Annotated in this window: 14 protein-coding genes; 9 read left to right on the top strand and 5 right to left on the bottom strand. The window is 37.9% G+C overall.

The features are described from left to right. Positions 1-17 precede the first annotated feature (17 nt). Together accB and accC are read left to right on the top strand one after the other, a co-directional pair. Complete coding sequence (accB, locus tag BLP81_RS08600; RefSeq protein ID WP_093368046.1) at positions 18-515, top strand: acetyl-CoA carboxylase biotin carboxyl carrier protein; 498 nt, start codon at positions 18-20, stop codon at positions 513-515. 47 nt (positions 516-562) lie between these two features. Next, the gene (gene accC / locus BLP81_RS08605; RefSeq protein WP_093368047.1) at positions 563-1924 is read left to right on the top strand and encodes an acetyl-CoA carboxylase biotin carboxylase subunit; all 1362 of its coding nucleotides are present in this window, start codon (positions 563-565) and stop codon (positions 1922-1924) included. Positions 1925-1976: 52 nt separating this feature from the next. On the opposite strand, the gene hemF is transcribed toward accC, so the two are convergent. Then, a complete protein-coding gene (gene hemF, locus BLP81_RS08610) occupies positions 1977-2879 on the bottom strand; it encodes an oxygen-dependent coproporphyrinogen oxidase (RefSeq protein WP_093368048.1) in 903 nt (300 codons plus the stop codon). Positions 2880-3018: 139 nt separating this feature from the next. Here hemF and BLP81_RS08615 point away from each other — a divergent pair, with 139 nt between their 5' ends. Continuing rightward, positions 3019-4161: a cystathionine gamma-synthase gene (locus BLP81_RS08615; protein ID WP_093368049.1), complete on the top strand. Its 1143-nt coding sequence runs from the start codon at positions 3019-3021 to the stop codon at positions 4159-4161. A gap of 37 nt (positions 4162-4198) precedes the next feature. Here BLP81_RS08615 and BLP81_RS08620 read toward each other — a convergent pair whose 3' ends face one another. Next, positions 4199-4978 (bottom strand): THC0290_0291 family protein, encoded by a 780-nt coding sequence (locus BLP81_RS08620; protein WP_093368050.1) that lies wholly within the window; start codon positions 4976-4978, stop codon positions 4199-4201. A gap of 185 nt (positions 4979-5163) precedes the next feature. Here BLP81_RS08620 and gdhA point away from each other — a divergent pair, with 185 nt between their 5' ends. From gdhA to recO, 3 genes are all read left to right on the top strand, one after another. Continuing rightward, positions 5164-6507, top strand: a complete 1344-nt coding sequence (gene gdhA, locus BLP81_RS08625; RefSeq protein ID WP_093368081.1) for an NADP-specific glutamate dehydrogenase — start codon at positions 5164-5166, stop codon at positions 6505-6507. Positions 6508-6631: 124 nt separating this feature from the next. Continuing rightward, positions 6632-8923 carry a type IX secretion system anionic LPS delivery protein PorZ gene (gene porZ, locus BLP81_RS08630; RefSeq protein ID WP_093368051.1) on the top strand — a complete coding sequence of 764 codons (2292 nt, stop codon included), beginning with the start codon at positions 6632-6634 and terminating at the stop codon, positions 8921-8923. Continuing rightward, positions 8923-9642 carry a DNA repair protein RecO gene (gene recO, locus BLP81_RS08635; protein WP_093368052.1) on the top strand — a complete coding sequence of 240 codons (720 nt, stop codon included), beginning with the start codon at positions 8923-8925 and terminating at the stop codon, positions 9640-9642. The genes porZ and recO overlap by 1 nt, the downstream gene beginning before the upstream one ends. Here the strand turns inward: recO and BLP81_RS08640 are convergent, their stop codons facing one another. After that, positions 9643-10419: a TerB family tellurite resistance protein gene (locus BLP81_RS08640; protein ID WP_093368053.1), complete on the bottom strand. Its 777-nt coding sequence runs from the start codon at positions 10417-10419 to the stop codon at positions 9643-9645. Between the two features lie 147 nt (positions 10420-10566). On the opposite strand from BLP81_RS08640, the gene BLP81_RS08645 reads away from it, so the two are divergent. The 3 genes from BLP81_RS08645 (at position 10567) to BLP81_RS08655 (ending at position 12509) form a co-directional block, all read left to right on the top strand. Then, positions 10567-10977 (top strand): BrxA/BrxB family bacilliredoxin, encoded by a 411-nt coding sequence (locus BLP81_RS08645; RefSeq protein WP_093368054.1) that lies wholly within the window; start codon positions 10567-10569, stop codon positions 10975-10977. A gap of 136 nt (positions 10978-11113) precedes the next feature. Beyond that, positions 11114-11851: a lysophospholipid acyltransferase family protein gene (locus BLP81_RS08650; protein WP_093368055.1), complete on the top strand. Its 738-nt coding sequence runs from the start codon at positions 11114-11116 to the stop codon at positions 11849-11851. A gap of 4 nt (positions 11852-11855) precedes the next feature. After that, positions 11856-12509, top strand: a complete 654-nt coding sequence (locus BLP81_RS08655; protein ID WP_093368056.1) for an HD domain-containing protein — start codon at positions 11856-11858, stop codon at positions 12507-12509. Between the two features lie 2 nt (positions 12510-12511). On the opposite strand, the gene pdeM is transcribed toward BLP81_RS08655, so the two are convergent. After that, a complete protein-coding gene (pdeM, locus tag BLP81_RS08660) occupies positions 12512-13141 on the bottom strand; it encodes a ligase-associated DNA damage response endonuclease PdeM (protein WP_093368057.1) in 630 nt (209 codons plus the stop codon). Positions 13142-13210: 69 nt separating this feature from the next. After that, on the bottom strand, positions 13211-14524 hold the full coding sequence (locus BLP81_RS08665) for a phenylacetate--CoA ligase family protein (protein WP_093368058.1): 1314 nt from the start codon (positions 14522-14524) through the stop codon (positions 13211-13213). Between the last annotated feature and the right edge of the window lie 49 nt (positions 14525-14573).

A 14573-nucleotide genomic window follows, 5' to 3' on the forward strand; every position in this document is an offset into this window, starting at 1 on the left:
CTTAAAAACTAAAAACTATGGATTTAAAGGAAATTCAAAACTTAATTAAATTTGTTGCCAAATCTGGTGCAAGCGAAGTAAAGCTTGAAATGGACGATGTGAAAATCACTATCAAAACAGGGAGTGAAGACGATGGCAGAATGTATGTACAACAAGTTCCGATGAACATGCCTCAGCAACAACAGCAACAAGCTCCTGTTCAAAGTCAACAACAACAGCCTCAAACAGTAGCTGCACAAGAAAGTCCCGCCCCAATGGCAAATGATGATGACAAATACGTCACTATAAAATCACCCATTATTGGAACCTTTTATAGAAAACCTTCCCCAGACAAAGAAACCTACGTAGAAGTTGGAAGTGAAATCAAAGAAGGTGATGTGCTGTGTACTATTGAAGCCATGAAACTTTTCAATGAAATTGAAAGTGAAGTTTCCGGAAAAATAGTTAAGGTTTTAGTGGACGATTCCTCTCCTGTAGAATATGATCAACCTTTGTTCTTGGTAGATCCTTCTTAAGAAAGCCAGATGTTTTAGATTTTTTTCTTTAACCAAAACAAACATTTATGTTTAAAAAAATTCTCATCGCCAACCGTGGAGAAATTGCCCTACGAATCATTCGTACTTGTAAAGAAATGGGTATTAAAACCGTTGCCGTTTATTCAACAGCAGACAAAGAAAGCTTACATGTAAGGTTTGCAGATGAAGCTGTTTGTATAGGACCTGCGCAAAGTAGTGAGTCCTATTTAAAAATTCCTAATATCATTTCAGCTGCAGAAATAACCAATGCCGATGCTATTCACCCGGGATATGGGTTTTTATCTGAAAATGCTGCTTTTTCTAAAATTTGCCAGGAGCACGACATCAAGTTTATTGGAGCCAGTCCCGATATGATAAGCAAAATGGGCGATAAGGCGAGTGCCAAAGCTACGATGAAAGCTGCTGGTGTTCCTTGTGTTCCAGGGTCTGAAGGTATTCTGAAAGACTTCCAGGACTGCAAAAAAGTAGCAAACAAAATCGGTTACCCGGTTATGCTGAAAGCCACAGCCGGCGGTGGTGGAAAAGGCATGCGCGCCGTGAAGAGCGAAGATAAACTCGAAGCTGCCTGGGAATCTGCCAGGCAAGAAGCCAAAGCAGGATTTGGAAATGATGATATGTATATGGAAAAGCTTATCGAAGAGCCACGCCATATCGAAATACAAATCGTCGGAGACCAAACAGGCAAAGCCTGTCATTTATCTGAAAGGGATTGCTCTGTACAAAGGAGACATCAAAAACTTACCGAAGAAACCCCTTCTCCTTTTATGACCGATGAACTTCGTGAAAAAATGGGAAATGCTGCTGTGAAAGCTGCAGAATACATCAAATATGAAGGCGCGGGAACTATAGAGTTCCTGGTGGATAAGCATAGGGATTTCTATTTCATGGAGATGAATACGCGAATCCAGGTTGAGCATCCCATTACCGATGAAGTAGTGGACCATGACCTGATAAGAGAGCAAATCTTGGTCGCTGCTGGTGTACCGATTTCCGGAAAAAACTACTATCCCAAATTACACTCTATAGAATGCAGGATTAATGCTGAAGATCCTTTCCATAACTTTAGACCTTCTCCGGGAAAAATAGAAACTTTACACTTACCTGGTGGTCACGGAGTGCGGGTAGATACTCATGTTTATAGCGGTTATACCATACCCCCAAACTACGATTCTATGATTGCTAAACTTATAGCAACTGCTCAAACCAGACCTGAAGCCATAAGCAAAATGAAAAGAGCTTTGAGTGAATTTGTTATAGAAGGCATCAAAACCACTATACCATTTCACATACAATTGATGGAACATCCAGATTATGTGGAAGGTAATTATACGACAAAATTCATGGAAGACTTCGTCCTGAAAGAAGTAGAAGACGAAGATCATGAATAGATAAAATTGATTTAAATCAATGAAAAAAGGCTGTTTTAGAAACAGCCTTTTTTTATGCCCATTCTTTAGGCTCCCCTAAAACCTGTACCAACTTTTCTTCTTCAGAATCTGGCTCGGGATGGTAGTTATATTGCCACTGAACATGAGGTGGAAGGCTCATGAGTATACTTTCAATTCTGCCATTGGTTTTTAACCCAAATAAAGTGCCTTTATCGTGAACGAGGTTGAATTCAACATAGCGACCGCGCCTGATCTCTTGCCAGTTTCTTTGCTTTTTCGAATACTCGATATCTTTTCGCCTTTCAACAATAGGAACATAGGCCTCCAGAAAACTATCGCCAACATGAGTCACAAAGTCATAGATTTTATCTAAACTCCGCATTGAGGTAGGTTTTAAGTAATCAAAAAACAATCCGCCTACACCTCTGGCTTCTTCTCTGTGTGAATTCCAGAAATATCTATCACAATTAGCCTTGTAATCAGCATATAGATTCTCTCCAAAAGGATCACAGGCCTGTTTAGAAACAGCGTGGAAATGCTTCACATCTTCTTCAAAGAGATAATACGGCGTAAGGTCTTGTCCACCCCCGAACCACTGGTCTATGACCTTTCCTTGCCTGTTATACATCTCAAAATACCTGAAATTGGCGTGCACTGTGGGCACCATAGGATTTTTAGGATGAAGTACCAGGCTTATACCGCAGGCAAAAAAATCACAATCCTGCACATTGAAATAATTCTGCATAGCCTCAGGTAAATCACCGTAAACTGCAGAAATATTAACCCCTCCTTTTTCAAACACAGAGCCATTTTCTATAACTCTGGTTCTCCCTCCCCCTCCTTCTTTTCTTTCCCAGATATCCTGAGAAAACGAAGCGGTACCGTCTAAAGATTTAAGTCTTTCAGTAATGCGATCTTGAAGTTGCTCTATATATTTATAGAATTTATCTCTCATAATAATCATATCAAAATTGATGTAAAAATAAAGCTTTTTAAAAGCTTCCGTATTTGATTTTGTTAAGAATAGGATAAACTAAAAATTCTAGTGAGGAAGAGATGCAACAACATCGTACTTTAGATCTAAATCTTTGCATATGAAATTCAACACTAAAGCTATTCATGGAGGTCAGCATAATATCGATCCTGCTTACGGATCTGTGATGGCTCCTATCTATCAAACTACTTCTTACAGGCAAAATACACCCGGAAGTCACCAAGGTTTTGAATATTCCAGAAGCGGTAATCCTACACGATCTGCTTTAGAAAAATCCTTAGCCTCCATAGAAAACGGAAAACATGGACTTGCTTTTGGTTCTGGAGTTGCAGCAATTGATGCCATACTAAAAACATTAACGCCTGGAGATGAGGTGATTTCGACCAGTGATCTCTATGGCGGCACCTATAGATTATTCAATAGAATTTATAAAGATCTTGGGATTAAATTTCACTTTATAGGAATGCAAAATCCTCAAACTGTTGAATCTTACATCAATCCAAATACGAAATTAATTTGGATTGAAACGCCAACCAATCCAATGTTGAATATTATCGATATTGAAGCAGTGGCTAAAATTAGCAAGGAGCATAAACTTCTACTTGCAGTCGATAATACCTTTGCAACGGCTTACCTTCAAAAACCCTTAGATTTGGGTGCCGATATGGTGATGCAAAGCGCAACCAAATACCTTGGCGGTCACAGCGACGTAGTTTTAGGATCTATAGTCGTAAATAATGACAAACTTGCTGAGCAGTTATATTTTATCCAGAATGCTGGTGGAGCAATTCCTGGACCTATGGATTGTTTTTTGGTATTGAGAGGCATTAAGACCCTGCATTTAAGAATGCAGCGTCATTCGGAAAATGCAAAGGCTGTTGCTGAGTATTTAAAGACGCATCCAAAAATTGAAAACGTATACTGGCCAGGTTTAAAAGAACACCCAAACCATGACATCGCCAGAAAGCAAATGAAAGATTTTGGAGGTATGGTTTCCTTTACAACCAAAGGGAATTCTTATGAAGAGGCTATCAAATTTATAGAAAATTTAAAAATTTTCACGCTGGCAGAATCTCTTGGAGGGGTCGAGTCTTTAGCCGGACATCCGGCGAGTATGACCCATGCGAGTATTCCTAAAGCTGAACGCGAGAAAACAGGAATTGTAGATTCGTTGATAAGATTAAGTGTAGGCGTTGAAGACGAAGAAGATCTAATCAATGATTTAAAACAAGCTTTAGGATAAATGTTTAAACGCTCTTTTCCAAAAGTAATTTTTATTTTTAATCAAAGGTATAGGCGTAACCAAAAGTAAACCAGAACATCCAATCATCGTAAATATTCTGATCGCCAATAGGCTTTAAGCCATCCACATAATCTGAAAAATAATAATGCCATCTTAGTTCAGCATAAATATCAGATCTTCTTCCGACCTTATATTTTACACCGCCTTGAAAATTTGCAGAAAAGGTAATATTAGACTCATTGGTAAAAGCGGGTTCTTCGCCTGGATCGGCAAGAAAAGTAGGGAATGTGGTGTCAGGCAAACCGAGTCCATCTTCCAGGGTGGTTGCAGCTACGGGAGAATAATAAACAATATTCAAACCTAAGCCAGCATAAGGAGTAAATGTATTAGTATTTCTTTCGTAGTCACGAATTCTCATCAAATAGTATTCTAAACCAGAACCGACTTCTAAAACATTGGCTTCACCAAACATAGACCTTAATTGCAAACCAGCCTGATTGTTCTTATCCGCTAATGACCCATAATGATTTAAGCTGGTAGAATGATAGATCAAACTAGATCTCACTTTGAAATGCTGTCTTGGATAATAGGATATAAAATCTGTGTAGGCAAAATTCAAAAAGTGGTTAATTCCTACGCCAAATCCTATATTGTTAGCGATTGTTTCACTGTCACCTCTCAAGCCATAATCCCCTCGAAACGAAACAGGACCGGCCATTAAACTTACTTCATGGTAAATTTGTGCAGTAGCCTCTGTATTGTAACCAATGGTTGAAAAAACCAAAAAAACAAATACAGGGTAAAGCTTGAGTTTCATAAAAGAAGTTAATTACAAACAAATATAGAAAAACAAAAAAACAAATCGACATTTAATTTAAAAATACGGTTTTGTAATCGATTAACACTCAATTAAATATTAATCAATTTTTAAGTTATCTCTAAAATCGAAATTATATCTTTGTGATACTAATAAAAAAACAACCAATAAATAAGAATAACCAAATGAATAAAGAGCTAAAAGGATTTTTGGATTCAGTTTCAGATAGAAATCCTAACCAACCAGAATTTTTACAAGCAGTACATGAAGTAGCTGAGGCTATCATTCCATTTATGGAAGAAAACCCAAAGTATAGAAACCACAAGTTATTAGAGCGTATGGTAGAGCCGGAGCGTGTTGTAATGTTCAGGGTAACATGGGTAGATGACAAAGGCGAAATACAAGTCAATAGAGGGTACAGGGTACAAATGAACTCAGCTATCGGCCCTTATAAAGGCGGCTTAAGATTCCATCCTTCTGTAAATTTAAGTATTTTAAAATTTTTAGCTTTTGAGCAAGTTTTCAAAAATAGCCTGACTACACTGCCTTTGGGTGGAGGTAAAGGAGGCTCGGATTTTGACCCTAAAGGAAAATCTGATAATGAAGTCATGCGTTTTTGCCAAAGCTTTATGACAGAATTGTACAGACATATAGGTAATGACAAGGATGTTCCCGCTGGCGATATCGGAGTTGGTGGACGAGAGATCGGATACCTCTTTGGACAATACAAGCGTATTCAGAATGAATTTACAGGTATTTTGACAGGAAAAGGACAGTCTTATGGCGGTTCGCTTATTCGCCCAGAAGCTACCGGTTATGGCAATGTTTACTTTACCAAAAGCATGCTTGAAACTCAAGGAGACAGCTTAAAAAGTAAAACTATTTTAATTTCTGGTTCAGGTAATGTTGCTCAATTTGCAGCTGAAAAAGCAATCGAACTTGGTGCGATTATATTAACCATGTCTGATTCTAGTGGTTACATTTTTGATAAAGACGGAATTGATAGAGAGAAACTCAACTTTATCATGGAATTGAAAAATGTGAAACGCGGAAGGATTAAGGAATATCTTGATACTTATCCTAGTGCAAGGTATGAAGAAGGTAAAACACCATGGCATGAAAAAGGAGATATTGCTATGCCATGCGCCACTCAAAATGAACTGCTTAAAGAAGATGCCCAGGCTCTTGTAGATAATGGGTGTATTTTGGTAGGTGAAGGTGCAAATATGCCATGTACTCCGGAAGCTATTGAAGTTTTTCATAACAACAAAGTGTTGTTCTCTCCTGGAAAAGCATCCAACGCTGGAGGTGTTGCGACATCTGGACTTGAAATGTCTCAAAACTCAATGAGATACAACTGGACTGCTGCAGAAGTTGATGAAAAATTAAAGCAGATTATGAACGATATTCATGAAGCCTGCGTCATTTACGGAAGAGATGAAAACGGTTACGTAGATTATGTGAAAGGGGCCAATATCGCAGGCTTTGTTAAAGTAGCAGATGCTATGATTGCGCAGGGCGCCATATAAAAGTGATCCTCAAAAAAAATTGTCAAAAGCCGGTTGAATATAATTTCAACTGGCTTTTGCGTTTTAAATTTATTTTTACAATAAATTCGGCAAAATTTTAGTTTTAAGAACATAGTTGATTTACATGAAAGCATTTTCGGTTTTACTTTTGTTTTTTCCTTGTGTTCTTTTAGCTCAGGACTTTTCTGGGCAATGGAAAAGTTACTTTTCTTACTATAATATTACGGATCTGGACGAAAGCGAAAACAAAATATATGCTGCGGCAGAAAACGTTTATTTTGTTTATGATATTTCTTCCCAAACCTTAGAAACTCTGACCTCAATTCAGGGATTATCCGGTCAACAAATTTCAAAAATATATCACTCAGAAACTTACAGGCTTACCTGTATTGGTTATGAAAATGGACTCCTTCAGATTGTGATGGATAACAATCAAAACATATTTACAATTGTTGATATAAGGGATAAAATTTCTATTTCTCCAGCGAATAAACGAATCAATAATTTTTTTGAATTTGAGGGCATTCTATATATCGCTACAGATTTTGGTATTGCTGAATATAATTTAGAAAGCTTAGAATTTGAGGAATCTTTCTTTATCGGAAAAAATGGAGGACAAATACAAGTCAATCAGATTACTATTTCTGAGGGAAAAATATATGCTGCTACGACTATAGAAGGAATAAAAACGGCAAATATCGATGATCCAAATCTTATTGATTCTCAGAATTGGCTGCCTGAATACCCTGGAAATTGGAGAGGCGTTCTTTCTTTTTCCAATCAAGTATTTGGCTTAAGAAATAACAACAGCATTTACAGGCTAGAAAACGGCTCGCCTTTGGTTTTCAATGCTATTGGCTCCGATGTGACAGGCTTCAATGTAAGCGGTGGGCAATTGATGATAACTGCAGCAGATCGTGTCTTAGCCTATGATTCTGATTTGAATCTTAAAGCGTTTATCAATCAAATTCAAGATGCTGAATTTAATATTAACACCTCTGTAGCAGGCAACGGGCAGTATTTTTTGGGACATACTCGCTTAGGTTTATTGAATTTTGATTCAAGTGACCATCAAACCTATTCAGAAATAAGTCCTGAAGGGCCTTTATTGAACAGAATCTTTAGCCTGAATGCTACGCCAACAGACCTCTGGATAAGCTTTGGAGAATATAGCCAGTTCCTGAATCCTTATCCGCTTAACTATAGAGGCTTAAGCCATCTCACCCCCAATGGCTGGATCAATATTCAAGTAGAGGATCTTGGAAATGCAGCAGAATTATCTCAGGTGACCATAGATCCTGAAGATCCTAAGCATGTATTTGTGAGTAGTTATTTTGATGGACTCCTTGAAATTTTCGATAATCAACTCGTTCAAATTTACGATAACTCCAATAGCAATCTAGAAGGTGTAGCTGGATTTCCGGACAACAACAGAATTGCAGCCAGCGTTTTTGACAATCAAAACAATCTATATTTCACAGATTCAAATGCTCCCACGCCAGTAACAAGACTCACCCCTAATGGAAACATACAGAAATTTGAAGCTGAAGATGGATTTCTCACTCCTACTGAAACCAATACGGGCAAACTGGTTATTACCCAAAGCGGCATTCTTTTTATTGCCACTTTAAAAGATGGAATTGTTGTTTTCGACACAACCACCAACCAATCAAGTCTTATAACAAGCAATGTCCTGGGCGTGGACTTTCCAGATGTGTTCAATGTTAATCCGAACATTACAGCTTTAGAAATAGATCAAAACTCCAGGCTATGGATCGGAACACAAGCAGGCCTAAGAGTGTTGCCAAATCCAAATTCTATTTTTGATGATGTTACCAGAATAAACGTATCACCTATCATCATTGAAGATGTTGATGGTTTGCCGCAGGAACTCCTATTTGAACAGTTTATTACAGATATAGCGACCGATGGAGCCAATAATAAATGGATTGCTACAGCAGACTCCGGAGTATTTCAAGTGTCTCCAAATGGAAGGGAAATACTCAATATTTTCAATATAGAAAACTCCCCACTCCCTACCAATAGTGTAAAAACTGTAGCCATAAATCAAATTTCAGGGGAAGTGTTTTTTGGGACCACTAGTGGTTTACTCTCCTATTCCAGCAAAATCACCGCTGGAAATGAATCTCTTGAAAATTTAAGAGCCTATCCTAATCCTGTTAGACCAAGCTATAAGGGGCTGGTCACCATAGACGGTCTCACTGATGGTGCCAATGTGAAAATCACAGATGTTACAGGAAATTTAGTATTTGAAGATTTTGCAGATGGCGGTACTTTACAATGGGATACCAGGGCTTTTGGAAAACACCGTGTAGCCTCGGGGGTTTACTTGATTATTGTAACCGGCGAAGACCAAATTGAAAACAAAGTAGGCAAAATCATGATTATACGCTAATGCAGATCAAAACAAAAGCCATTGTTATTTCCACTATTAAATACGGAGAAGCAGACCTCATCGCCAAATGTTTTACTCAGGAAAAAGGCCTGGTATCCTATATGCTGAAGGGTATTCGCAAATCTAAACGAGGAAAATTGAGAATGTCTATGTTTCAGCAAGTCTCACTGCTGGAAATAGAAGCTTTTCATAGAGACAATAAAAACCTGCAGTATCTCAAAGAAGTCAAGGTTTTTCATCCTTACCAAAGTTTACAATCCAATGTGTATAAGTCCACTATAGTCATGTTTCTGGCCGAAGTTTTAAAAAGCTGTGTTCAAGAAGAAGAGCGAAATGAGGCCTTATTTCGATTCCTGGAAGAAAGCTTTGTGTATCTGGATCAGGCTGAATCCTTCAAAAACTTTCACCTGCATTTTATCGTAAAGCTCACCCGTTTTCTGGGGTTTTATCCGGATAGCCAAAGTATGGACTTCCCTTATTTTGATATGGTGAACGGAGTCTTTCAGCCCAAAGAATATAACTCCTATTCATTCAATAATTCAAACTCAGATTTGCTTAAGGAGTTGATGAGGCACTCCGATTACAGGGAAGTAAATCAAATCAAACTCAACCAAGACCGAAGAAAACACTTTCTGGATTTTATGATGTTGTATTATGAATTGCATTTACAGGGTTTCAGAAAACCGAAATCGCTTGAAATTCTACAGCAAATCTTTTAACTACAGGCCTCTCTCCTTCTGAATTTGTTCGTAGGCCTCTTGAACCTTATTGAATTTCTCCTGGGCTCCTTTTCGATAAACCTCATCCATGTGCTGAAGTTTGTCCGGATGAAATTTCTTAGCCATGGCTCTATAGGCTTTCTTAACTTCAGAATCACTTGCTGATTTCTCGATTTCCAAAATCTTATATGCATTATCTGCAGATTTAAAAAACATCGCTTTAATGCTTTCAAAATCTGAATTTGCTATCTGAAGATTCTGAGAGATATTCAATAAAACTTGGAGTTCTGCCTCAGAAACATGACCATCTGCATTGGAAATATTAAAGAGAAAATGAAGAATTTGAAGTCTGACTTCATACCTAACTCTTGGTCTTAAATAATTACAGATTTTATCCGCAGAAATCTCTCTGTTTTTGATGACCTCATTAAATGTTCTGAAAGTAGCATTGGCTCTTTCCTTGCCATAAGCTTGTACAAAATACATTCTAACGAAATCCATCTCCTGCTGGGTTACTTTACCATCGGCTTTTATAACCAAGGATGACAGAGAAAGAAGGTTGAGTTCGAAATCACCGGGAGAAACCTGCCCGCCTTGTTCCTGGAAAATTTTTCCAAAACCTCCGCCAGTCCCCGAGGAAGAGCTTCTAAAAATCCTATCGAGAATAGAACCGATTAAGAATCCTATAATAGCGCCACCAAAACGCATATAAAAAAAGCCAAGTATGGCACCAATCCATTTCAAATCAAATAATTTTGATTGCAAATATAAAAGCATACGTGTTATAATTCAGAAATCTGCTGCTTTTTTAAGGATATTGAACAATCGTCAATAGAATTGAAATCATTGTGTTAAGAACAAAGGAGATAAAAGACAATTTTATACATTTGTATTTAAATTCAGTTTAAATAAAAATCAAGATATATGTATCCACCAGAATTAGTAAAACCCATGCAGCAAGAATTGACCGCTGTAGGTTTTGATGAGTTAAGAAGCAAAGCTGATGTAGATGTTGCTTTGTCTAAGGAAGGAACCACATTGGTAGTCGTCAATTCTGTATGTGGCTGTGCCGCAGCAAATGCAAGACCAGGCGCTATAAAATCACTCCAGAACGCAAAAACCCCAGATCATCTAGTCACTGTTTTTGCAGGAGTAGATAAAGAAGCTACAGACGAAGCAAGAGCCAGAATGGTACCATTTCCTCCAAGTTCGCCGTCTATGGCACTTTTCAAAGATGGAGAACTGGTCCACATGTTAGAAAGACATCACATCGAAGGAAGACCTGCAGAAATGATTGCAGATAATCTTATGGATGCTTATAACGAGCATTGCTAAGTCAATTAAAAACATAAAAAAAGCCGCTTTTTATTCAAAAAGCGGCTTTTTTTTACTGAAAATTTAAGTTGGAGCTTAAAAATGAGCACTAAGTTGTAATTTTGATTTATAAATTCACACTTGATAAATCCATCACATGAATAAGATTATTTCATTTCCGCTTTCTGTAATTTTTTATCTCTTCTTTGGGTTAACTCTTCTGATTTTTCATGCTTTACAATGGTTATCATTCAACCTTTTCGGCTATCAGGCCCATAAAAAAAGTGTGGATATTTTCAATTTTTTCTTACTGCGCTGCTTAAATCTGGTCGGAACTCGATTTCAGTATAAAAATGATTTCGAATTTGACAAAAAGCGTCCACACATCATAGTTTCCAACCACCAAAGCATGTTCGATATTCCACCAATCATCTGGCATATGAGACAGCTTCACCCCAAATTCATCAGTAAAAAAGAACTCGCTAAAGGTATTCCCGGTATTTCTTATAATTTAAGACACGGCGGTTCTGTGCTGATCGACAGGAAAAATTCAGAACAGGCCCTAGACCAAATTAAAAAATTAGGACACTACATTTGTGAAACCAAAAGAGCCGCCGTCATTTTCCCTGAAGGAACGCGAAGCAAAACAGGTGTCCCTAAACCCTTTGCATTCAACGGTCTTAAAACTTTATTTGAAGCCTGTCCGGAGGCTGTGGTCGTTCCTGTCTGTATCAATAACTCATGGAAACTTCAGCGTCACGGGATGTTCCCGTTAGGCCTCGGCACCTTTTTAAAGCTTGAGGTCTTACAGCCCCTAGAGGTAAAAAACTTTGAAACTCCGGCCCTGATTCAGCTCATCGAAAAGAATATTACTGAAAAAATTGATTTAGACTAAGCTTATGACGCAAGACCAGATTATCTCAAATACAAAATCGTTTGTTCAGGAAACGCTTGTAAACGCCGAAGGCGGACATGATTGGTTTCATATTTTAAGAGTTTATAACAATGCCAAACACATTTTATCTAAAGAAAATGCTGATGCTTATGTTGTAGAATTAGCCAGCTTACTGCATGACATTGCCGATTCTAAATTTCATAAAGGCGATGAAGACATTGGACCCCGCACAGCAAAAAGTTTTTTAAGAACTCAATCTGTAGACCCTGAAGTTATAGAACATGTCGTAAACATCATCAAAAATGTGTCCTACAAAGGCGGTCATAATCTCTCGGATTTCCATTCTATCGAATTGGATATTGTTCAGGATGCCGACAGGTTAGATGCCATAGGCGCTATAGGAATCGCGAGGACATTCAATTTTGGAGGCTTTAAAAACAATCCTCTATACGATCCAGAAATCCCGGCCAATCCTAACCAAAGCAAAGAGGAGTACAAGAAGTCCAGGTCACCAACCATCAATCACTTTTATGAAAAGCTTTTGTTACTAAAGGATAAAATGAATACAAAAACAGCCAGAGAAATAGCTGCCCAACGCCATGAATTTATGCTGAATTACTTAGATCAATTTTACAAAGAATGGGATGGCCAGCTTTGAGTTTATCTGATGGAAAGCACTAAATCTTCGGACACTACAAACACATCTTCATCTTCTTCAGGCTCAATCAAAAAATGACCGGTGAATGCTCCAAAAGCCGGTAAGATAAGCTGATGTTCTTTCTTGTAAAAACAAGATAATTTCAATTGTTGACGGCCCTCTCCTCTCAATCTAAACCCGGGATGCAAATGTCCGCAGATATTATAGAATCCCCCTTTTTCCTCCGGGTGATGCGTCAAATACAAAGCCCCGCGGGTGATTTCTGGAACTACTTTTATGCCGAGATCTTCAAAATGATAGGAGGGAATAATATCGTGGTTCCCTATGACAAGCGTCATTCTAAGCCGTTGCATATTTACCCAGGCTGTAAACCTGTCCCAGTCTTTATTTTGGGTCGAATGAAATAAGTCTCCTAAAAACAGGATCTCTTCAGGTTGAAATTCTTCCAGGATCTGATTTAGTTTTTTGAAATTTTCCAAACCCACTCGACTTGGCAAAGCACTCCCATTTTTTCTGAAATGGTCAACTTTTCCAAAATGGACATCGGCGATCAAAACTGTATTTTGGGATGGCCAGTACAGACATCCGCTTGGGTGCATTATGAATTCTTCTTGTCCGTAATTAAGTTGCAAACTTTATGGTTTAAATTTTTAATTCTGAAATTAATACTACTAAACAAAGGAAGTTTATAGGCCTTTGCTTCAGCTGTCCAGTCTGGAAGTGAACTGCTTCAGCTTTCCGCTTTCTGAGCGCTCCAGCTCATCTTTTCTTTCAAAAACAATCGTCAGGCCCTTTTCCAGATAAGTTTCAATAGCCTTGGTCATTTTTTGCTTTTGTGATTCTTCCAGTTCACCAGTAGCTTTATATTGAATTACAAATTTAGTTAAGTCTTCCTGTACAATTTTAATTTCTTTTACCTGTCCAGAATCTTCGATTACAGATTTGGTCACATAATAAAAACTCAGGGCGGGAACTTTTTTCCCGCTTGGCAGAATAACAAACTCGTTGGTTCTGCCCGTTAAAGATTTTAAAATTTGAGTTTTAGGGGTCGATTTTTCATCGATTACTCCCCGGTCTCCTATTTGATACCGAATAAAAGGGTGGGCTTTATTGTACAATGACGTAATGACAACATCCCCTTCTTCGCCATAAGGCAAAGCATAACCATCGGCATCAACTATTTCAACATAAATTGTTTTAGTATTGATCTGCCATTCCCCTCGCGGGTTTTCAAAGGCAATCACATCCAATTCACTGGCGCCGTATTCATTGACCACTGGAATGCCCAGCTGATTTTCAAGAAGCTTCCTGTCCTCATCAAAAAGCATTTCACTCGTCGTAATACAAACTTTTAAGCTTGGGCAAACCGAGCTTAGAACGGTCTGTTGTTCTCTCAGAAACTTAGCAAAAAGAACGATAGAGCTGGTGTAACCATTGATGTAGTCAAAAGGTTTTTCTTGAAATAACTTCAAAAACTTATGCAGGTTATTTTCAGATAAATCGAAAATATCAAATCGATGCCGATTGGCTAAAAGATCTTTGAGGCGTTCCTTTTTATAGCCAACAACATCCTTAGGAATACCGTAAAAGCGGGCCTCGAAAGAAGAATTTACATCGATTCCATGTTGTTGGTACAGCCAAATGATGTGAGCCCATGTAAGTGCATGGGCATATTTGTCTTTCGCAAAAATAAAAGGGTGACCACTAGACCCCGATGTTTTATTTACAAATACTTTCGATTTCTTAAAGCCCTTACTCAGGCGTTCGCCAAGTGGTTTCTGTAAATCCGCTTTAGTCATCACAGGAATTTCATCCCATGAATTATAATGCGTCTGCTGAATAAATTTAGAATAGTTTGAATTGCTCTTCAGATGAAAATCAAGAATACGCTCTCGCCGTTTTTCATCGTAATTTGGAAAATCCGCATCAGAAATTTCCAGAATAGATTCAAATTCCTTTTGAGCTTTTTTTATAGGAAACCCCTTTAAACTTAAAATTTTTTTAAATCGATTCACAGAATTTTAAACAGTTTCATTAGCGAAGCAATTTACAAAGATTTACTTT

This window comes from Psychroflexus sediminis, from assembly GCF_900099815.1.
GTDB lineage: Bacteria > Bacteroidota > Bacteroidia > Flavobacteriales > Flavobacteriaceae > Psychroflexus > Psychroflexus sediminis.